The sequence below is a fragment of the Haemophilus parainfluenzae genome (assembly GCF_003253005.1).
Taxonomy (GTDB): domain Bacteria; phylum Pseudomonadota; class Gammaproteobacteria; order Enterobacterales; family Pasteurellaceae; genus Haemophilus_D; species Haemophilus_D parainfluenzae_M.
Genome location: NZ_QEPZ01000002.1, coordinates 201,081 through 220,426, shown reverse-complemented (window position 1 = coordinate 220,426; position 19,346 = coordinate 201,081). Strand labels below are relative to the sequence as shown.

The following is a 19,346-nucleotide window of genomic DNA, read 5'->3' as shown; positions in this document are numbered from 1 at the left end:
TTCATTTACCATTAAAAACTTATTCGTATCGCAAGGCAGCGGCAGGTTCTACTTTCGCCACTCGATAAGCGGGATAAAGTGTAGAAAGTAAAGAAAGCAACAAGGAAAATCCAACGACAAAAATCATTTGAACAAAGGATAATTCTGTCGGTAAAAAAACACCTTGTGGATTTACCGCACTTACAATCTCTGTTAAGTTCAAGGTGACTAAAATACCTAAAATAGCACCGAGCAATGTGCCAACAAATCCCACCAGTAATCCTTGATAAATAAACACTGAACAAACTTGGGATTTTGTTAAGCCCTGAGTTTGTAAGATCGCAATTTCCCCTTGTTTATCCACCACCATTAAACTTAATGAGGTGACAATATTGGAAATCGCCACGACAATGATCAAACTAATCAGCAATCCCATCATATTTTTTTCCATTCTCACCGCTTGGAAAAATTCACCTTTTTGTACGCGCCAATCCGTGATTTTTTGTGTTGGGAAATATTGTGGGAGCTCTGTAATTTGGAACGGATCATCTAGGAATAAACGATAGCCTTGTGCCTCACCTGGCTGAATACGCATTAGGCGACCAATATCGGCTAAATTAGCAAAAACTTCATAGCCTGATGCTTCGCCATAATCATAGTAAAGCTCGCTCACCGTAAATAAACGCTGCATCGGCACGCGACCAAATGGTGTGTATTGGCTGTTTTCCGTAATCATTAAACGAACCTTATCGCCCACTATTAAGCCTAATTTTTGTGCCAACTTATCACCCATAATTAACTTAAACTCACCTTGCGGTAAAAGTTGGTTAAACTGACTAGGATCGATGCCTACTAATAAAGGATCATCTGAAAAAGACTGAATACCAATCACTTGTCCTGCACTTACGCCTTTTGCTGTTTGAAACACGACATTAGTCGTATTAATCGGCACGGCTTTTTGTACAAAGTGCGGTGTATTTTCAAGCGGTTTTTCAGCCGAAATAGGTGCTTCTTGGCTAATAATAGCGTGTGGAATGCTCGAAAGCACCTGTTGTTTTTGGTAACCTTCTAATCCATTCATCACCGAAAGCACGATGATCAATGCCATCACACCTAGCACAATCCCCAGGCTTGCAAGATTAGTCACTAATCGCCCAAAACGATCCGCACTTTTCGCACGCCAATAACGTAGCGCGATATATAGAGAAATAGGAAAATTCATTATTTTTGATTTAATTGTTGTACAAATTCTTCGATGTTTTGCATCACTTTGCCAACTAATGTTGTCACTGCACTATCACTCGCCCAAGCAATATGCGGGGTGATAATTAAATTAGGCATAGTTTTTGCAGCTAAAATTAACGGATTATCTTTTTCTGGTGGCTCTTTTACCATTACATCCAAAGCCGCTCCGCCTAAATGCCCCGTTTTTAACGCATCAACTAATGCAAGTTCATCAATCAAAGGCCCACGCCCTGTATTAATCAAAAATGCACCTTTTTTCATTTTGGATAAGGTGTCTGTATTAATTAAATTCTTGGTTGTTTCGGTTAAGGGACAATGCAACGTCACAATATCCGCTTGTCTTAATACTTCCTCAAAGGGCGTATAACCTTCACGGCAAACAGTGGCGTCTTTATGTTCAGCATAAAGAACTTTCATTCCCACGGCATTAGCCAAACGCCCCACTTCTGTCCCTAAGCAACCTTTACCAAATACGCCTAATGTGGAACCGCACACATCTGTAATGGGATAATCAAAATAACAGAACTGTTTACTCTCAGTCCATTTGCCAGTGATTTGATCGCGCTGCCAACCTGCTAGACTATGTTTTAACGCAAAAATCATCCCCAACACATGCTCAGGTACCGTTGTGACAGAATAACCCGTCACATTTTTAACTGTCACACCTAATTCTTTTGCTGCATCTAAATCCACGTTATTGGTGCCTGTTGCGGTGAGAGCAATGAGTTTTAATTTCGGTAATTGTTGCAACACCTCACGGCTTAAAATCACTTTACTGGTGATAATAATATCCGCGTCTTTTGCTCGCTCAATAGTTTGCTTCTCAGAAGTATATTCATACTCTACCCAGTTATGAGGAAAGCTTGGGCGAGGAATAGGAATATGTTTTGGAATTGCAGTGCTGTCTAAAAATACGATATTCATTGTTATCTCCTTTTACAGAACAAAAGTGCGGTCAAAAACAACACTATTTTCAACCGCACTTATCTATTAAATAGACGTATCTAATTCAGGGAAAGACTTCACTAAATCATCAATGGCTTTCATCTGTGAGACAAAACCTTCTAATGCTGAAAGTGGCAATGCAGATGGGCCATCACATTTCGCTTGATTTGGACTTGGATGCGCTTCTAAGAATAAACCTGCAATGCCTACAGCTAAACCTGAACGTGCTAATTCGGTTACTTGTGCGCGACGGCCACCTGATGCAGCACCAAATGGATCACGGCATTGAAGTGAATGGGTTACATCAAAAATAACCGGGCTGCCCTTAGAGGCTTTTTTCATGATGCTAAAGCCAAGCATATCTACGATTAAGTTATCATAGCCAAAGTTTGTTCCACGATCACAAAGAATGATTTTATCGTTACCACATTCTTCAAATTTATCGACGATATTACCCATTTGACCTGGGCTTAAGAATTGTGGTTTTTTCACATTAATCACTGCGTCTGTTTTTGCCATGGCTTCAACTAAATCAGTTTGACGAGCTAAGAATGCCGGTAACTGAATCACATCCACCACATCAGCAACAGGCTGGCATTGATAGATTTCGTGCACATCGGTAATCACTTTCACGCCAAAGGTTTCTTTTATCTCTTGGAAAATTTTTAAGCCTTCTTCCATGCCTGGGCCACGGTAAGAATGAATAGACGAACGATTCGCTTTGTCAAAAGAAGCTTTAAACACATAAGGCACACCCAACTTTTCAGTCACTTTCACGTAAGCTTCACAAACTTGCATCGCCATATCGCGACTTTCAAGCACGTTCATTCCGCCGAAAAGCACAAAGGGTTTGTCATTTGCGACATCAATATTGCCAATTTTTACAATTTTATTTTGCATAATATTTCCTTTTTAATGGATGGCATTGGCATCTTTCAATGCTTCGCCTTTCAGTTCTAAAAGTTGAGTTTTTAACAGAGATGAAGTGGGATCATTCGGACATTGATCCACAAAATATTCTAAATCCTCAATGGCGGAAGAATAAGCGCCCATTTGCGCCAACACTAAGCCACGATCGCGAATATCGTAAGGATCTTTTCTTACCGCTAACAAGAATTGGATATAATTAAAAGCAAAATCGTTTTGTTCTTCACGAATTAAGGCATTTTTGGCGAGCTGACGAAAACGTGTGGTCAGCATCGGAATATCTGCTCGGGCTAAATCCTCAGGTTGAATTTGAGCGCCAAAACCAAAGGCACCTTCATAGAGCTTTTTCAATTCATCCACTGAAATATATTTTCCGCTCCAAGGATCAATAAATGCTACTTCACCGTCTACTTCTGCACGTAAAATCAGCTGGGTCGGGAAATTCACCGGATAAATCGGCAATTTTAAACTTGCAGCTAAATAAAGTATTAAGGCACCAAGACTCACCGGCATGCCTTCACGCTCTTCTAAAATATACGGAAGATATAAATTGCGGGCATAGAAATAATTGTCCGCATCACAATGAAAGCCCCAATCACCGTAAAATAGCTGTAGTAATTGATGAATTTTAGCTTTATCATCCCATTCTTCTGGAATAGCTTGGCGAGCTCTACGCACTAAGCCACCCACAAGCCCTCTTATACGAGGCTCATCAACTTGCTCTTTCTCATAAACACTCAGATAAAAATGAGTCATTTCAGCATATAAAGCTTTTTGATCGTATTTCATTACCGCTTCCAATATCCCAACGTTACGCGCTCATTGTCGCCATAATCCCGTATGGTTGCAACCCCTTGCCAATGATTTTGCCAGAAAATTGACCGCACTTCTTCACCCTGTTTCCAGCCGTGTTCTAACAATAAATAGCCGTTATCTTTTAAATATACTGGCGCATACTCAATAAGATGACGTAAATCAGCTAAACCGTTTTCACCTGCTACCAACGCCGAACGAGGCTCAAAACGCACATCACCTTGCGAAAGGTGCTCATCGGTTTCATCAATATAAGGCGGATTACTAACGATAATATCAAACTGCCCTTCAACATGTTCAAACCAACGACTCTGAAAAAATTGTACCTTGAGCTGATTTTTTTCTGCATTGGATTGCGCTAATTTGACGACTTCAGGCATTAAATCCACACCGATGACATCTAATTGAATAGCTTTTTTTTGACAAATAGGAGAGAGCTCAGAAGCCAACGCCAACGCAATAGCACCCGTGCCAGTGCCAAGATCAAGAATACGAAAGTGCGGTGAATTTTCTTCCAGTTTTTCTAAGGCAATTTGTAATGCTTTTTCTACGAGAATTTCGGTATCGGGGCGAGGAATTAATGTTCCTTCAGACACATTTAAAGGCAAGGACCAGAATTCTTTTTCACCGAGGATATAAGCGATAGGTTCGCCTTTTAGACGACGATCTAAAAGTGCGGTCAATTTTAACCGCACTTTTTCATCAATCTCAGTATCATCAAAAGCAAGGATTTGCGTACGCGATTTGCCAGCAGCATGTTGAAGAAGCACAAGCGCATCAATTTTACTATTTTCAGTGGGATTTTTTGGTGCTAAATCCGTAATCGCTTGTGCCAGCCATTCTTTATAATTCATTATTTTTCGTCTTTTAACACAATTGTGCCAGCCACTAAATCAGTTAAAGAACGACGATCATCGCGCACAAGTGCAACAATACCGCTAATAATCAATAAGAAACTCGTCCACGCCAATAAAATATCAATAATCTCACGACCGATGTATTTACCAAATTCAACGGGTTGATTGGTATGATAATTAAATACTCGCAAGCCTAACCAGCGTTTTGCCATGGTTTGGCCATAAGTTTTCATGAAATATAACTGAAAACCAGCATATACAATCGTCCCCACTACACCGGCAAAATCACCCAATGCAAAACCGAGACCAACCATCACCCAAAGTACAAGCCCATTAATCATACTCGCAAGCCAACGTTTAAAACGGCTGGCTTGAGCAGGTTGAGAAGGTTTGAAAGCAGACGAAAATTCAGCATCTTTTTGATTTTCAATGATCATTTTATTTCCCTGTAAAGTTAAAAAGGACATCTGAAATCAGATGTCCCTATCATTAATTCTGTTCAGACAATGCCGCCAACTGATCCGCTTGATATTCGGTAATAATCGGCTGAATCAGTTCATCAATTTTACCATTCATTACTTCATCCAAACGGTAAATAGTGAGATTGATACGGTGATCTGTAACTCGACCTTGCGGATAATTATATGTACGAATTTTATCAGAACGATCGCCCGAACCTAATAAGTTACGGCGCATATCTGTTTGTTCTGCAGCTTGGCGTTCTTGCTCTGCTTGAACAATACGTGACGCTAATACTGACATTGCTTTCGCTTTATTTTTGTGCTGTGAACGCTCATCCTGACATTCTACCACAATACCCGTTGGAATGTGGGTAATACGTACTGCTGAGTCTGTTGTATTAACGTGCTGACCACCAGCTCCTGATGAGCGATAAGTATCAATACGCAAATCTGCTGGATTAATTTCTGGCATTTCAGATTCAGGCAATTCCGGCATTACCGCAACGGTACAAGCAGACGTGTGGATACGTCCTTGCGATTCAGTTTTTGGTACACGTTGCACACGATGACCACCTGATTCAAATTTTAACTGACCGTACACGCCATCACCACTTACTTTAACGATCACTTCTTTATAACCGCCCTGCTCGCTTTCATTTGCACTGAGCATTTCAACACGCCAGCGTTTACTTTCAGCATAGCGACTATACATACGGAATAAATCTCCGGCAAAAATACCCGCTTCATCCCCACCTGTACCCGCACGAATCTCTAAATAGCAGTTATATTCATCATTTGGATCTTTTGGTAATAAAAGAATTTGAAGTTGTTGCTCCACTTCTTCAATTTCGGCTTTGGATTCTTCGATTTCCATTTGCGCCATTTCTTTCATTTCAGGATCGTCGAACAATATTTCAGCTTCTTCAATATTTTGATTTAATTGCGTCCAACGATTAAAACATTTCACTACTTCTTCAAGTTGCGAATATTCTTTAGAATACGCACGGAATTTATCCTGATCCGAAATCACTGACACATCGCCTAGCAATGCCTCTAATTCTTCATAACGTTCTTTTAAACTTTCAAGTTTTGCAATAATAGAATCTTTCATATTTTTATAAAGTTAAAGCCAAAAATAAAATCGGCCTATTCTAGCCGATTTTAAGGAAAATTGACAGACGCAAAATCTGCCTAAAAATGACTGCACTTTAGATGCGAGTAACATCAAATTTCGCTAAATCAATTCGATCTTCTGTGCCATAAAATTGAGCCAAGGCATGACGCAAGGTTTCGGCACGTTTTGGTAAGCCTTTTTCTGCATAGGTTTTTACTTGTTCATATACCGCTTGCTTAAATGGTTGCGTATCTCCTGGATTGCCATTCAAATTATCCGCACTAGCGAAATATCGGAAACCGGCAGCAGTGGCTAAAATCCATTCCAATGCTTGAGGCTTCACTTCAACCTTTTCAAAATCACGCTGACGATCTTCTGAACGGCCATCCGGCTCATACCAATAGCCAAAATCTTCTAATTTACGGCGTTCTTTCCCCGCCACTAACCAATGGGCAATTTCATGTAATGCACTGCTGTAAAAGCCTCTCGCAAAGTAAATGGCGTTATAAGGCACCTCATCATTTGCAGGAATGTAAATCGGCTCATCCCCACCTTTAACCAATCGCGTATTATATTCTTCTTCAAAACATTGATTAAAAATCGCAATGATATCCTCAAGTTTGTGTTCCATGCTTTCTCCAAATATTTTTATAAATAAAGCCTCTTAAAAGGTTTGAGAATTATCTCATTTTTAATGTTTTTCACAAAATCTTGGTTAAATAAAAAACGTCTGAAATTAACGTTTCAGATTTTTTTCATCATAAAGTGCGGTCAAATTTTTAGGTGTTTTTAAACCTATCTTTAAGCCCCATCTATTTAATATCCCCCTTGGGCGCATGCCCGAAATACCGTTTGTATTCACGGCTGAATTGGCTAGGTGACTCGTAGCCGACTTGGTAAGCGCTTTCGGTTATAGCTCTTCCTTCTTGAGCAATTAGGCGTCTGGCTTCCATCAAACGTAAGGATTTTTGATATTGCAGCGGTGAAAGGCTGGTTATCTTCTTGAAATGGCTATGAAAGCCAGATAATGACATACCACTTAAATTTGCCAAGGTTTCCACGGTGATGGTTTCACTAAAATGTTGTTGCAGATAGTAAGTGGCTTGGGCGATTTTTTTGGTGTGAGATCCATTGCTTACCATGGCTTTAAATTTGCCACCTTGTTCGCCTGTAAGGAGTCGATAATATATTTCTTGTTGGATAAGCGGTGCAAGAAACCCAATATCTTTTGGATTTTCGTGCAAGAATAATAAGCGTTCAACAGCATTTTTGAGAGATTCATCCAAATGCCATTGTGCAAAACCTTCGTCGCCCTTTTGGACATCATCTGCAAGGTTTGGATTTGCTAATAAAATCTTGCTAACGCTCTCAATATCAATTTTCATCGAAATCACTAAAAACGGCTTTTGCGGCTCTGCATATTTAATCTCACCACGCATCGGTACATTGACTGGGCAGAACATAAAGTGTTGATTGTCAAATCGATAGCATTGTTCGCCTAGCTGCACTTCACGTTCTCCGCTTAACACGATGCAAATGCTCGGCTCTTGAATAATACCTTCGTAACAAAATGGTTGATCTGAATGGCGAAGAAATAAGCCTTTAATCGGTGATGAATAGAGTTCGTTATGTGGAATAACTTTTAATAAGCGTTCTATCGTTTCAGTTGAGAACATAATTTTGTAGGAATAGGCAAATAATTTGGGTGAATCATATAACACTTCATATTGCCGTTCAATATAATGAACTCACTTTCAACGGCAGTACGCCAAAACATTTAACCAATATTGAATTGAGGACAATATCATGAAAATTTTCTACAAAACATCAGCAACAGCAACCGGCGAACGTGATGGTCGTACCCAAGTGGACGGTGATTCAATCGGCTTTGATTTGGTTTCATTTCAAAATGACGGCACCGGAGCTGATGAAAAACACCAACGCGCCGAGTATGGCAAGCACCGCCGCACCGACGAAAAACGGCCGCATGGGGTGGGTGAAAAACTTATTCATGGTTTGGCTTAATTCTGCATGAAGATGCTTTCGGATATGGATTTATTGGGCGGACAGGGTTGTATCTTGTATTGAAGAAGCAAGCCGAAGGTTTGTCAGATACTCAAATGCCCGTATCATTCATATTATTGATATTATTGTTTGAATTGTATTATTTTCAATAATAATAAATAACCCTAAACCAATATAAATAACAGCCATTATCCAACGACTAAACTTCTCTACAATTTCACCAACACCTGAAATATTAGCCAATCTTTGTGCTGTATATACTAAAACAAAAATCAATATTAAAAATACAAGAAGAGTAACTAATAAGTCGACAAGATCTAAAGTCACAAAGTAAGGAACAAAAAGTCCAATATTATCTGCACCACAACTAGCAACTGTAACCAAAGCAACAATACCGACTAATTTTGACAACCCTTTTTCATCCAATTCTTTTTTAGCTCTTTTTTCGCCCTCACAATCGTCGTAAATAGCAACTTTAATACCTAAGTAAATCGGTATTAAACCTAATAAACCCAACACCCATTTTTCCGGAACATAATTCAAAACAAAAGCTAGAAATAAACTAACTAATATTAAAATTACAGAACCTAAATATTGTCCGATATAAATATCTCGATATTCTTTTCTAGTATTTGCTCTAGCAAAAAATATTAATAGTATTACCAACAAATCTACTGCTGTAGCAATATATAAAACAGCAGCAGTAATCACAGTCGAAAACATAAAGCACCTCATAATGAATCCCCTGCCCCCTTGGCACCACGGCTTTTTCAAAAACCGAATCGCGTTCGGATAACAGATTCGTATCTTTCGCTGAAGAGGCAAGCCTGCGGCTTGCTTACCCTCTCCCTAGCCCTCTCCCACGGGGAGAGGGAATTGGGCTGTCGAGCCTGAACATTTTCAGGTTTACCTGACATCTGATTCCCAATTCTACGGCTCTCTGATTTTGAGAAACCTGATCCCCTTTCCCCGTGGGAGAGGGTTAGGGAGAGGGCAACGAACCGCAAGGTTTGTCAGAAATTTAAATTCCTATCACTCATAATAATGAATCCCCTGAAACTCTCTTGCCACCACGGCTTCTTCAAAAGCCGAATCGCGTTTGGACAGCAGCGTAGGCAGGGTAATCACGTTTTGCACGTTCATGCCCTTAGTGGAAAGCAGCATGATTTCATGGCTCAGGCGTGCGGCTTTGAAGCGGTCGTGCGTTACCAGCATACACGTCATGCCCTGCCGCTCGATTTTTTCCACCAGCATGGCGACCAAAATATCGCGCAAATCGCGGTCCAAACCGACGAACGGCTCGTCCAGCAAGGCAAGGTCGCAGCCGCACAGCAGCAGGCGCAAAAATGCTACCCGTTTCGCCATGCCGCCGGACAATTCGGTCGGATATTTGTTCAAATCGCCCGCAGTCAGCCCGACTTTCGCCGCCAGCGCGATGATTTCGCCTTCATCGGGTTTGTCCATAAAAATAGCGATATTCTGCATCGCGGTCAAGTTTTCCGGCAGGCGGTTTTCCTGAAACAGAAAACCCGTTTTGCGGAAAGTATTGCGTATCGTGCCCGATTTCGGCGTTTCCAAGCCCGCAATCAAACGCAAAACCGTCGTCTTGCCACAGCCGCTCGGCCCGAACAAAGCTTTCACTTCGCCATGTTGCTGGTTCAAACTGAAATCGTGCACGATGGGGTCACGGAGAATTTCAAAACGCACGTTTTCAAGACAGAGCATCACCTTCTCCACGGCATAAACAAAATTTCCAAAGGCTTGGTAATCAGGTATTCAAACAGTGACACAAACACGATAACCAACACCACATAAGCCATCACCGTCGAAGTCCCCCTGATAGCGCAAGCGTCCTCGCTTGTGCCATTACAATCTATTGTGGTTTCGGAGTTAGCAAAATCCCGAGGCAAGCTCACGAATAAAGTTTACCGGAAAAGTGATATTTGGCGATAAAGTGATTACCTGTTTAAGTTCTTCATTTTCTTCTAATGACAAAAAAGTGCGGTCATAAAATCAAAAGGATTCTGAACGTTGGCTTTGCCAACGGCTCCCCAGATAGCCCCCCCTTCTGACGCGTAGTTTTATCTATCTAAAAAATAAGCAAATTGAAGTTATTCATGAAAATAGTAAAAATCTGAATCAAACGAAATTGATTTTCAGGCACGCGTTAGGAAACGCGCGCTATCGTGGGACAGCATTGTTTACACGGATAGTCTGAGCAGCTATAACAAGTTAGACGTGAGCGGTTTCACCATTACCGCATCAACCATTCCAAGGAATTTGCCGACCGTCAGAACCACATTAACGGCATTGAGAACTTTTGGAATCAGGCAAAACGCGTCTTACGCAAATACAATGGAATCGATCGCAAATCGTTCCCGCTGTTCTTGAAAGAATGCGAATTTCGATTTAACTTCGGCACATCGTCTCAACAGCTTAAAATCCTGCAAAAATGGTGTGGAATTTAGGGCTAATCTACTAGTACAGCCCCTTAAAAAATTTTGATGGCGGTTGCTGCTGAAAAAGTAGGAATTGGATTTGAGAGAAGGTTTTTGCATATGCTGGTTTCGTGAAGGCCTACGCAGGATCAGCGTTGTCAGCGTTTTCGGGTATATGTTAATATTCTGCAAGGTATCTGTTTAATTATATTCGAACTTAGTTATCAAGCATAATTATCAGTATCCGAAATTCCAGTTAATTAAATATTCAGAGACAATCGTTAAGATTGATTTAAGGATGAAAATGCAAGACCAAGAAAACATTAAAAACCAAGAAGAACAAGAAAACCAGCTAAAAGAAGACAATAGTGCCATGACCAAGTTGCAAAATGTGTTCAATCTTGAGCATGACCAGGCCCATCCCGATAAAATTGATGCCGTCATCCGCGCCAATACTCGGGTGACCGGAACCAATATGTGGGTATTGATGTTTGCCATTGCCGTGTCGAGTATCGGTCTGAATGTAAACAGCACGGCGGTAGTGATCGGCGCGATGTTGATTTCGCCGTTGATGGGGCCGATTGTAGGTATGGGTTACGGTTTGGCGGTAGGGGATACTGCGCTGATCCGTCAAGCCATGCGCAATATTATTATATTCGTCGTCATCAGCGTGATTACCGCTACGTTGTATTTCCTGTTAACCCCGCTTGAAGATGCGCAAAGCGAGCTTTTGGCGCGTACTCAGCCGACCCTTTGGGATGTGTTGATTGCCTTCTTCGGCGGTAGTGCGGGTATTGTGGCGCTGACCCGAAAAGAGGGAGGCAATGCCATACCGGGTGTGGCGATTGCTACCGCATTGATGCCGCCCCTGTGTACTGCGGGCTACGGACTGGCACATGGCAACTGGCACTACTTTCTCGGTGCTTCATATCTTTTTGCCATCAACTGCGTGTTCATCGCTTTTTCGACCTTGTTGTTTTCCAAGCTGCTCAAGCTGCCGCGCAGGGGGTTGGTAAAGGAATCCAAACGCCGGTTGCACAGCATCATTATTACTGCCGTCGTGTTGGCTGTGATGATTCCGAGCGGCTATATGGCATCAGGACTGGTGCGTCAGGAAATCTTCAAAACCAGAGCCAATGCCGCCATCGCCACTGTGCAGCAACAGGAAGGTTTTTTCGTGCTGCGTAAGATGTTGAACCATAGAGAAAATAAAGTCAGTCTGGTTGTCAATGGAACGGGCAATGCCGAGAAAATTTCCGCCTTGCTGGTGAAAAGCCTTGAAGCGTCGGGGGTGAAAGAGCCGAAGGTCAACGTGATCTATGCGGGAGGGAACAATGCCAAAATCAAAGAATTGCTGGCAAGCCAAAACAACCCGGTTCAGCAGCAAAATGAGCTGAAAGAGCAACAGGCCTATATCGATACCGTACTGGCAGGCAAAGCCTCCGATATCGACGATGCAGCGGTACTTAAGGAATTAAAAGCCCAATATCCGGAAGCGGAAAAAATCGTTGTCGGACGCGGCTTGGCTTGGGATAAAGCGCAAACAACGCCTGTTTCCGAACAGTCTGAAAGCCAAAAAAACGCAGAACCGAAGACAGATACATATGACGATATCGTCGTTGTCTCTCTCGAATTGGAGCAGCCACTACCTGCCAAAGATTACGAGCGGATACAGGCGTGGTTACGCCAGCGTTATGAGGGTAAGGTAGTGCGCATATTGCAAACGCACAAGTCTCAGACAGATAAACCGTCTAACGAATAATCGCCTTCAGGCTTTATACATTTCCGAGAAATCATTGATTGTTCCTAGTACACCAAATCCGCCTCAAACACGCCTCTCAAGGCGTTGGAGAGGCGGATTTTTTCTGCGCGTTCGAGCATGTCGCGGGTGATGTGTGTTTCGATGATGGTGTCCGCGCCCAAGTAGGTTTGCAGCTGCTGCAACACGGCTTGGCGCATGATGCCGTTGAGGATATCCAAATCCAGAGACGGGGTGAGACGGGTGTTTTTGTGCATGTTCATGTTTCAGTATTCTCCTGGAAATACTGTAAACAACGCTACTAGTTTCTACAGCATCGAGTTGATAACGTTCGCCCACACCGGCAAGGTTTTCTGCGCCAAGGACGAGTTTGAGTTTCTCAAAGTCGATTTGGTCTTCGCAAAAGACTTCAGGAAAGATTTGTTTGAGTTTTAATATATTGTTTTGTTTGAAATTATTTTCTAAATCGTGTATAATTTTTCGGTTCAGTTGCCATAATTGCGTCTTCCATCAATGATCACTTACAAAGTGTCCATTTTATCGGGATATGTTGAAAGTTAAAAGAAAAGAAGGCCGTCTGAAAAACTTTAATATTCGTTTTTCAGACGGCCTTCTTTTCACTTGCCGAAACAAGAGTATTTTGAGACCTTTGCAAAATTCCCCAAAATCCCCTAAATTCCCACCAAGACATTTAGGGGATTTCCCCCCTGATAGCGCAAGCGTCCTCGCTTGTGCCATTACAATCCATTGTGGTTTCGAAATTAGCAAAATCCCGAGGCAAGCTCACGAATAAAGTTTACCGGAAAAGTGATATTTGGCGATAAAGTGATTACCTGTTTAAGTTCTTCATTTTCTTCTAATGACAAAAAAGTGCGGTTATAAAATCAAAAGGATTCTGAACGTTGGCTTTGCCAACGGCTCCCCAGATAGCCCCTCCTTCTGACGCGTAGTTTTATCTATCTAAAAAATAAGCAAATTGAAGTTATTCATGAAAATAGTAAAAATCTGAATCAAACGAAATTGATTTTCAGGCACGCGTTAGGAAACGCGCGCTATCGTGGGGTCCAGGTTTTGGGGTGCAGATCAAAGTGCGGTCAATCTTAAGTGAATTTTATATTAATTTTGATATTCCATAATTCACTAAAAATCCACCAACCACTAGCCATAAATAAATTAGTATTCCTAAAATCAGAGGTTTTAATCCTGCTTTCTTGATTGCGCTTGCTTGTGTAGTTAAGCCGAGCGCAGCCATCGCTGAAATTAATAAGAAAGAATCGATTTCAACTAATAAGTTTACAAGTTCTTTTGGTAATAAATCAAAAGAATTAAAAATCGCAACGCCAATAAAAAGTACAGCAAACCAAGGAATTGTAATTTTGTGTGAGGTATTTTCTGATACCCCATCACTACGTGTTAATAACCAAGAAAGCATTAATAAAAATGGTGCGAGCATCATCACTCGGATCATTTTGGAAATGACGGCAGTATTCGCCACGATAGGATCAATATTTTCCCCAATCGCATACACTTGAGCCACTTCGTGTACACTAGAACCAACATAAATACCGAATTGATGGGCGTTAATTAAATCTTGTGACCACGTGTAGAACAAGGGGTAAGTAAAAATAGCAAGCGTCCCGAAAATGACCACTACGGCAATCGCCACTGAAACTTTATGAGATTCTGCTTTGGTAACAGGCTCTGCCGCCATAACCGCTGCCGCACCACAAATACTACATCCTGCTCCAGTGAGATAAACCAATTGTTTATCCATTTTTAGATAACGAATGCCTAAAAGTGCGGTAAAAAAGAAGGTTGAAATTAGCATAATCGCATCAGTGACAACAGCATTTAATCCTACATCGGCAATATCGCCAAAAGTGAGGCAGAAACCATACAGCACAATGCCAGTGCGAAGAAGCGTGCCTTTGGCAAACAAAACGCCTTTTTCCACTCGTGTTGAAAATTGCGGATAAATGGTATTGCCGATTGCCATTCCCAGCAAGATGGCAATAATTAAAGCACTGATATGATAATGATGGGAAAAATCAGTGTTTCCTAAATAGTTAGCAAGTATAGCGATAATCGCAATAAATATAAGTCCGAAATAAAAGGGACGAGTGTTCATTTTTCCTTTCCTTAGTGAGTGTTTTTGTCTTTTACCCAAGCGGTTTTATCTAAAATTTTGCCAAAATAGCTTTCGACTAAGCGACGAGTAACATCAGTTTGTGGATTAAATGAAAAACCTGAAGCGTGGGTGCAATAAGTTAAGCCATTTTCAGTTAAAAATGTTGGAATACTTGGCGCAGCCTGTAATTCAGCAATTGAATGATAAGTCCGAGAGTAAAAGCACTCTGATTTTAGTATCGCAAAAAAACTTTCAATCACCGCATTATCGTAGCAATTTCCTCGGCGACTCATACTTTGCACCCTTTACCCTCCAACATCTTTACCCATTCCGCCGTGCCATACAATACACCTTGGTCGCTGTGAATAATCGGGCATTCTGTCGGTTTAAGAATTGTAGCGTGCAACTTGTTGCACGAAATCGTGAATGCCCGAAAGGGTTAAATAACGTTCCGTGCGTGATTCGGTCGTGCATCAAGATGCACGCTACGAGGGGTAAATAATCCTCCTATATGTTGAAGTTTGGTTGTCAGCCTTGTTCATTATATAGCGAGGATTTTTTTCTGTTCATCGCTTAAGCTATTTGTCTCCATACGCATAGCGTATGGTTTTTATAGCCTGACTTTGCCTGGCTATAATCAAAGGCCGTCTGAAAATTCAGACGGCTTTTTTATAACAAAGTGCGGTCAAATTTTTAGGTGTTTTGCAAATCTCCATCAAAACTTGACCGCTTGTTTTTAAAACTTCACTGTTTCACCATCTTCTGGAATTGCTATATTTTCAAGCTTGTTTGCTTGGACAAATTGGCGTAAATCCTTACGGTACACAGACATATGGTTTACCGCATCCATGTGCACCGTGATAAGTTTTGTATTCGGTAGCATTTGACGAGCATGAGCAACATCTTGTAACCCCATAATAATGCCATCATTTGGAAAAGCTAAGGTACGCGCATCACCAGTGTTCATAATCATTACATCAGGTTTATAACGATTAATGGTTTTGTTTACTTCAGCAGTCCAAATTGTGTCACCAACTAAGTAAACAGTTGGATGACCTTTCGCTTGGAATATTACGCCCATTGCCTCATCTAGAATCTCAGCCAATTGTGGCACAGCGTACATTTCCGTTGTACCGTGAGAACCACCGGTTTTATTTAAAATAATACCTTCAAACTCCACCGGTTTTTCCAACGATAAACTGGTTATGTTTGTAAAACCTTGCGCTTTGAGTAGATCGCCATCCCGTTCATGCTGCACAAAAATTTTGATGGATTTAGGTAAAATTTTTTGTGCAACCTCATCCCAATGATCTTCATGTGTATGAGTCAAAATAATGGCATCAATATCTTTGAAAGTATCTTCTACTTTCATCGGCAATTCCACAAGTGGATTACGCAAATGGCTATTTAATGTCCCCTTAAAGCCTGCATAACGTCCTTTTTCAGCAAGCATCGGATCAATTAAAAAAGTTTTCCCTGCGTAGTTCAGGCGACCAGTGGCATTGCGGATATGTTGATAGCTATCAGTGTTTTTAGAGGCAAGATCTACAGCGAAAGTATTTGCGCTAATTAAGGTTTTTAAGTTCATTGTTTTTCCTTTTCTATATACGTTATTGAATGAATAAACATATTATAGTGAGAACAAAACTGCTCAAAAATAGATAAAAAATCAATAAACGTAATAATCGGGTCATTTCTGTGTTATGCTCATATCAAAGTAGGAGAAATAAAATGAATAAACCCAGAGTTGCTTTGATTGTGTATGAACAAATGATGCCCATTCACTTTGCGATGGCATATTCCGTTTTTTCTATGTCGGATTTAAACGGCAAGCCGTTATTTGAGTGTAAAATCGTTAGCGATTCGGACAACCTGACAAACTCGCTATTTCACATACATTTAGATGGTGGTTTAGAATGGTTAGAGAATGCCGATATTGTTGTGATGACTGGATGGCATGATACTCAAGTGATGCCGAGTGAGGCTTTATTAACAGCGTTACGGCAAGCGTATCAACGTGGTGCGACAATAGTGGGTTTATGTTATGGCGCCTATGTGTTAGCGTGCAGTGGTCTACTTAACGGCAAAAAAGCAACTACACATTGGTTGGGAGATAGTGATTTTACTAGTCGCTTTCCGCAGGTGAAATGGGATTTAAATCCCATTTATTTAGAACAAGATAGACTGATTACCTCAGCAGGAACGGCAGCTTCCATGGATTGTTGCCTTTCTATTGTCCGTAAATTATATGGTGTGAAAATTGCCAATCATATTGCCCGAATACTGGTTATCCCCCCTCATCGTGAAGGCGGACAAGCACAATTTATCGAACGCCCTATTTCTCGTTCCACACCTAATCATAATATCAATGCGTTGCTTGCTTATTTAAATGAAAATCTGACCGCACTTCATTCGACTGATAGCCTTGCCGAACGTTTGTCAATGAGCCGTAGCACTTTCACCCGACATTTTCGCAAAGCAACCGGAATGTCATTAAATCAATGGTTAATTGAAGCAAGGCTACAACGAGCAAGAGAGCTTTTGGAAAGCACAGATTTATCTATTACTGATATTGCAGAACAAAGTGGATTTCATAGCGATACCGCCTTGCGTCAGCACTTCTTGAAAAAACATAAGATTTCACCGAATCGCTGGCGTAAGCAGTTTCAAATTGAGGATGTTTAGATCTTTTTATTTTAAAGTGCGGTCAGATTTTTAGATGTTTTTGCAAATTCAATTCAAAATTAGACCGCTTGTGTGATCTAAACTCAGTCTATTCCTCTTCCCTCTCCCCGTTAGGAAATTTGATTAGATAAAAATAAAAAAGGTGGGCTAAAATGCTCACCTTCTAAACTCATATTTTGTAATTATCCGAACACTTTTTCCAAATGTGCTTGGTAGTCTGCTAAGTATTGTTCTACTTGTGGATTTTTAATCACATCGTTACATAAGAATGTCGGCAGACGGGTCAAGCCGATGAACTCGTTGAGTTTGTGAAAGTGCATGTATAACGCATCCACGCCTTTTCCTTCGAAGAAGTCACCTTCGCGGGTGAACGCTTCAATAGGCGCATTCCACGTAAGCGAAAGCATGTGTTTTTTGCCTTGCAACAAGCCACCTGTGCCGTAGCCTTCAGTCGGATTGACACGATGGCGTCCATCACTGTGGTAAAGCTTGCCGTGTCCCGCGGTTAATACTTCGTCTATGTATTTTTTCACTGTCCAAGGTTCGTGCATCCACCAACCTGGCATCTGCCAAATCACGGCATCCATCCACAAGAATTTTTCGATTTCTGCTTCAACATCATAGCCGGCATCAATCACGGTTTCTTGTACATTGTGTCCAAGTACGGTCAAAACTTCTTTCGCTTTTTTGTGAAGTGTGTGGTTCAACTCGCCATGTGAATGACCAAACTCTTTTCCACCGTCTAATAATAAAATATTCATTTTTTCTCCTTTAGCTGATAATTTACCAATTACGAAGCACTTTACTAATGCAACAATTTAACCAATCAATAAGCGCCAACTATTAAACTTACTACTCAAGTTCGAGAGTTTGATAGAAGTTAAAAGCGCAATAAAAAAGCCTTGAAGTCATTATTTTCAAGGCTTTAAAGTCTTTAATAGGACTTGATAGGTTTATTTTATGGTGGAGCTGGCGGGAGTTGAACCCGCGTCCGAAATTACTCTACCTTCAGTACTACACGTTTAGTCTCGTCTTTAATTTCACTTAAGCATGCGGACAGACACGCTAAACTTAAGCTAGTTTGATTCAATTTAGTGCTTCGATCCTCAAACAGCGGCTTCCACACGATCTCGTTTTGGTTTGACTCCGCTTTATCCCCGTCTTACGAGCGGAAGCTGGGGAGCGAAGGCTATGAGCAGGTTATTAAGCTGCTAAAGCGTATTGTTCGTCGTTTGCGACTATTTTTTTGCGGTTTATTTACGAGGCCTACCGCACCTCGACGTGCACCTTGGGCTTCGCTAATCCCGTCGAATCCAGAATCAGCCCCAAAATTATGTGCTAGTCTAACAAAAAACAAGCAGAAGAAAAAGAGCGGTATTTATTAAATGCGTGAGTTAGGGTAAAATTTCGGCGTTTTTTTATAGGAGAAAATAATGTCATTTTTTAAATATTTAGTACTGGCTTTGTTTGTAGCTAGTTGTTCAATTTCTTCTGCAATTGCAAAAGAAAATGTTTCAAAGGAAAAACCTAAAAGTGTAGAAAAAACTGCAACTGTAGAAAAAACTGCAACTGTAGAAAAAAGCTACCCTAAGTATGTTAACTATACGATTTCTATTGATGTTGGCGATAGAGATATTGTGGTAGGTGAGGATGGTCAGGCGCTTTCTCGCTTTAAATATACCATTACGAATAAAAGTGAATTCCCGATTCAAAATATTCAATGGATGAGTGTGTATGTGCATAATCGTCAAGTTGTGCATAGCCAAGATATGCAAATAGAATTAGAAAATACCTTGTTGCCAGGGAAGACACTGACAATTAATTTGCAAATTCCATTTACTCAAATTGATGAAAAATACCGTTCAATTTTTATGAATACGCAAGAACCTATTCATGTTTATAAAGTTGAACGTTCAGTCATGTTTAAAGATAAGAAAGTCGTTTCTGATAATTAAATATGTATGCTTGAA

The 19,346-nt window shown here is 40.9% G+C and carries 19 protein-coding genes, 1 other RNA gene and 4 pseudogenes; 5 read left to right on the top strand and 19 right to left on the bottom strand.

Translation table 11 applies throughout. From position 1 onward, the window contains the following. Positions 1-19: 19 nt before the first annotated feature. The 9 genes from DPV97_RS03560 to DPV97_RS03520 all read right to left on the bottom strand — a co-directional run bounded on the left by DPV97_RS03560 (position 20) and on the right by DPV97_RS03520 (position 8,062). Positions 20-1,201: a lipoprotein-releasing ABC transporter permease subunit gene (locus DPV97_RS03560; RefSeq protein WP_111382887.1), complete on the bottom strand. Its 1,182-nt coding sequence runs from the start codon at positions 1,199-1,201 to the stop codon at positions 20-22. Continuing rightward, positions 1,201-2,148 carry a 2-hydroxyacid dehydrogenase gene (locus tag DPV97_RS03555; protein WP_070714676.1) on the bottom strand — a complete coding sequence of 316 codons (948 nt, stop codon included), beginning with the start codon at positions 2,146-2,148 and terminating at the stop codon, positions 1,201-1,203. The genes DPV97_RS03560 and DPV97_RS03555 overlap by 1 nt, the downstream gene beginning before the upstream one ends. Before the next feature lie 66 nt (positions 2,149-2,214). Further along, entirely contained in the window at positions 2,215-3,069 is an 855-nt protein-coding gene (gene kdsA / locus DPV97_RS03550) for a 3-deoxy-8-phosphooctulonate synthase (RefSeq protein WP_070714678.1), read from the bottom strand. Positions 3,070-3,081: 12 nt separating this feature from the next. Beyond that, on the bottom strand, positions 3,082-3,885 hold the full coding sequence (locus DPV97_RS03545) for a SirB1 family protein (protein WP_049362831.1): 804 nt from the start codon (positions 3,883-3,885) through the stop codon (positions 3,082-3,084). Further along, the gene (gene prmC, locus DPV97_RS03540; RefSeq protein WP_070714680.1) at positions 3,885-4,763 is read right to left on the bottom strand and encodes a peptide chain release factor N(5)-glutamine methyltransferase; all 879 of its coding nucleotides are present in this window, start codon (positions 4,761-4,763) and stop codon (positions 3,885-3,887) included. The genes DPV97_RS03545 and prmC overlap by 1 nt, the downstream gene beginning before the upstream one ends. Beyond that, a complete protein-coding gene (locus DPV97_RS03535; RefSeq protein WP_005644900.1) occupies positions 4,763-5,203 on the bottom strand; it encodes an RDD family protein in 441 nt (146 codons plus the stop codon). The genes prmC and DPV97_RS03535 overlap by 1 nt, the downstream gene beginning before the upstream one ends. Before the next feature lie 52 nt (positions 5,204-5,255). Beyond that, positions 5,256-6,338 carry a peptide chain release factor 1 gene (gene prfA / locus DPV97_RS03530; RefSeq protein ID WP_070714681.1) on the bottom strand — a complete coding sequence of 361 codons (1,083 nt, stop codon included), beginning with the start codon at positions 6,336-6,338 and terminating at the stop codon, positions 5,256-5,258. Between the two features lie 97 nt (positions 6,339-6,435). Next, positions 6,436-6,972, bottom strand: coding sequence for an elongation factor P hydroxylase (locus DPV97_RS03525; RefSeq protein WP_005698563.1), 537 nt, complete (start codon positions 6,970-6,972; stop codon positions 6,436-6,438). A 181-nt stretch (positions 6,973-7,153) separates the two neighbouring features. After that, positions 7,154-8,062, bottom strand: a complete 909-nt coding sequence (locus tag DPV97_RS03520) for an AraC family transcriptional regulator (protein WP_243585049.1) — start codon at positions 8,060-8,062, stop codon at positions 7,154-7,156. 85 nt (positions 8,063-8,147) lie between these two features. Here DPV97_RS03520 and DPV97_RS03515 point away from each other — a divergent pair, with 85 nt between their 5' ends. Further along, positions 8,148-8,366, top strand: coding sequence for a hypothetical protein (locus DPV97_RS03515; protein WP_070714682.1), 219 nt, complete (start codon positions 8,148-8,150; stop codon positions 8,364-8,366). A 108-nt stretch (positions 8,367-8,474) separates the two neighbouring features. Here DPV97_RS03515 and DPV97_RS03510 read toward each other — a convergent pair whose 3' ends face one another. From DPV97_RS03510 to DPV97_RS03500, 3 genes and pseudogenes are all read right to left on the bottom strand, one after another. Continuing rightward, positions 8,475-9,089 carry a CadD family cadmium resistance transporter gene (locus tag DPV97_RS03510; RefSeq protein ID WP_003766668.1) on the bottom strand — a complete coding sequence of 205 codons (615 nt, stop codon included), beginning with the start codon at positions 9,087-9,089 and terminating at the stop codon, positions 8,475-8,477. A gap of 309 nt (positions 9,090-9,398) precedes the next feature. Continuing rightward, a complete protein-coding gene (locus tag DPV97_RS03505; protein ID WP_207798648.1) occupies positions 9,399-10,091 on the bottom strand; it encodes an ATP-binding cassette domain-containing protein in 693 nt (230 codons plus the stop codon). Continuing rightward, positions 10,091-10,219 (bottom strand): annotated as a pseudogene (locus DPV97_RS03500) (ABC transporter permease); the annotation flags it as partial. The pseudogene DPV97_RS03500 and the gene DPV97_RS03505, both read right to left, overlap by 1 nt. Before the next feature lie 337 nt (positions 10,220-10,556). Between DPV97_RS03500 and DPV97_RS03495 the strand changes: the two are divergent. Both DPV97_RS03495 and DPV97_RS03485 read left to right on the top strand, forming a co-directional pair. Then, positions 10,557-10,834 (top strand): annotated as a pseudogene (locus DPV97_RS03495) (IS1595 family transposase); the annotation flags it as partial. Between the two features lie 274 nt (positions 10,835-11,108). Then, the gene (locus DPV97_RS03485; protein WP_070714912.1) at positions 11,109-12,566 is read left to right on the top strand and encodes a DUF389 domain-containing protein; all 1,458 of its coding nucleotides are present in this window, start codon (positions 11,109-11,111) and stop codon (positions 12,564-12,566) included. A gap of 44 nt (positions 12,567-12,610) precedes the next feature. Here the strand turns inward: DPV97_RS03485 and DPV97_RS03480 are convergent, their stop codons facing one another. The 5 genes and pseudogenes from DPV97_RS03480 to DPV97_RS03455 all read right to left on the bottom strand — a co-directional run bounded on the left by DPV97_RS03480 (position 12,611) and on the right by DPV97_RS03455 (position 16,279). Beyond that, complete coding sequence (locus DPV97_RS03480; RefSeq protein WP_207798647.1) at positions 12,611-12,826, bottom strand: aminotransferase class IV; 216 nt, start codon at positions 12,824-12,826, stop codon at positions 12,611-12,613. 848 nt (positions 12,827-13,674) lie between these two features. Further along, the gene (locus DPV97_RS03465; protein WP_070713890.1) at positions 13,675-14,691 is read right to left on the bottom strand and encodes a YeiH family protein; all 1,017 of its coding nucleotides are present in this window, start codon (positions 14,689-14,691) and stop codon (positions 13,675-13,677) included. An 11-nt stretch (positions 14,692-14,702) separates the two neighbouring features. Next, positions 14,703-14,798: pseudogene (locus tag DPV97_RS09645) on the bottom strand (peptide ABC transporter ATP-binding protein); the annotation flags it as partial. 105 nt (positions 14,799-14,903) lie between these two features. Continuing rightward, positions 14,904-14,984 (bottom strand): annotated as a pseudogene (locus DPV97_RS09730) (hypothetical protein); the annotation flags it as partial. A 443-nt stretch (positions 14,985-15,427) separates the two neighbouring features. Then, positions 15,428-16,279: an MBL fold metallo-hydrolase gene (locus DPV97_RS03455; protein WP_070713884.1), complete on the bottom strand. Its 852-nt coding sequence runs from the start codon at positions 16,277-16,279 to the stop codon at positions 15,428-15,430. A 143-nt stretch (positions 16,280-16,422) separates the two neighbouring features. Here DPV97_RS03455 and DPV97_RS03450 point away from each other — a divergent pair, with 143 nt between their 5' ends. After that, positions 16,423-17,376, top strand: a complete 954-nt coding sequence (locus tag DPV97_RS03450; RefSeq protein WP_070713881.1) for a GlxA family transcriptional regulator — start codon at positions 16,423-16,425, stop codon at positions 17,374-17,376. Positions 17,377-17,558: 182 nt separating this feature from the next. Here the strand turns inward: DPV97_RS03450 and DPV97_RS03445 are convergent, their stop codons facing one another. Continuing rightward, positions 17,559-18,137: an NAD(P)H-dependent oxidoreductase gene (locus DPV97_RS03445; RefSeq protein WP_070713879.1), complete on the bottom strand. Its 579-nt coding sequence runs from the start codon at positions 18,135-18,137 to the stop codon at positions 17,559-17,561. A gap of 200 nt (positions 18,138-18,337) precedes the next feature. After that, positions 18,338-18,703: a transfer-messenger RNA gene (gene ssrA, locus DPV97_RS03440) on the bottom strand. A gap of 106 nt (positions 18,704-18,809) precedes the next feature. Here ssrA and DPV97_RS03435 point away from each other — a divergent pair. Beyond that, entirely contained in the window at positions 18,810-19,331 is a 522-nt protein-coding gene (locus tag DPV97_RS03435) for a hypothetical protein (protein WP_070713875.1), read from the top strand. Positions 19,332-19,346 lie beyond the last annotated feature (15 nt).

What these genes read in the sequence shown, in the direction of transcription:
- DPV97_RS03560 (WP_111382887.1), bottom strand. Translation starts at nt 1,201, where the DNA reads ATGAATTTTCCTATTTCTCTATATATCGCGCTACGTTATTGGCGTGCG.
- DPV97_RS03555 (WP_070714676.1), bottom strand. Translation starts at nt 2,148, where the DNA reads ATGAATATCGTATTTTTAGACAGCACTGCAATTCCAAAACATATTCCT.
- kdsA (WP_070714678.1), bottom strand. Translation starts at nt 3,069, where the DNA reads ATGCAAAATAAAATTGTAAAAATTGGCAATATTGATGTCGCAAATGAC.
- DPV97_RS03545 (WP_049362831.1), bottom strand. Translation starts at nt 3,885, where the DNA reads ATGAAATACGATCAAAAAGCTTTATATGCTGAAATGACTCATTTTTAT.
- prmC (WP_070714680.1), bottom strand. Translation starts at nt 4,763, where the DNA reads ATGAATTATAAAGAATGGCTGGCACAAGCGATTACGGATTTAGCACCA.
- DPV97_RS03535 (WP_005644900.1), bottom strand. Translation starts at nt 5,203, where the DNA reads ATGATCATTGAAAATCAAAAAGATGCTGAATTTTCGTCTGCTTTCAAA.
- prfA (WP_070714681.1), bottom strand. Translation starts at nt 6,338, where the DNA reads ATGAAAGATTCTATTATTGCAAAACTTGAAAGTTTAAAAGAACGTTAT.
- DPV97_RS03525 (WP_005698563.1), bottom strand. Translation starts at nt 6,972, where the DNA reads ATGGAACACAAACTTGAGGATATCATTGCGATTTTTAATCAATGTTTT.
- DPV97_RS03515 (WP_070714682.1), top strand. Translation starts at nt 8,148, where the DNA reads ATGAAAATTTTCTACAAAACATCAGCAACAGCAACCGGCGAACGTGAT.
- DPV97_RS03510 (WP_003766668.1), bottom strand. Translation starts at nt 9,089, where the DNA reads ATGTTTTCGACTGTGATTACTGCTGCTGTTTTATATATTGCTACAGCA.
- DPV97_RS03505 (WP_207798648.1), bottom strand. Translation starts at nt 10,091, where the DNA reads ATGCTCTGTCTTGAAAACGTGCGTTTTGAAATTCTCCGTGACCCCATC.
- DPV97_RS03485 (WP_070714912.1), top strand. Translation starts at nt 11,109, where the DNA reads ATGCAAGACCAAGAAAACATTAAAAACCAAGAAGAACAAGAAAACCAG.
- DPV97_RS03480 (WP_207798647.1), bottom strand. Translation starts at nt 12,826, where the DNA reads ATGAACATGCACAAAAACACCCGTCTCACCCCGTCTCTGGATTTGGAT.
- DPV97_RS03465 (WP_070713890.1), bottom strand. Translation starts at nt 14,691, where the DNA reads ATGAACACTCGTCCCTTTTATTTCGGACTTATATTTATTGCGATTATC.
- DPV97_RS03455 (WP_070713884.1), bottom strand. Translation starts at nt 16,279, where the DNA reads ATGAACTTAAAAACCTTAATTAGCGCAAATACTTTCGCTGTAGATCTT.
- DPV97_RS03450 (WP_070713881.1), top strand. Translation starts at nt 16,423, where the DNA reads ATGAATAAACCCAGAGTTGCTTTGATTGTGTATGAACAAATGATGCCC.
- DPV97_RS03445 (WP_070713879.1), bottom strand. Translation starts at nt 18,137, where the DNA reads ATGAATATTTTATTATTAGACGGTGGAAAAGAGTTTGGTCATTCACAT.
- DPV97_RS03435 (WP_070713875.1), top strand. Translation starts at nt 18,810, where the DNA reads ATGTCATTTTTTAAATATTTAGTACTGGCTTTGTTTGTAGCTAGTTGT.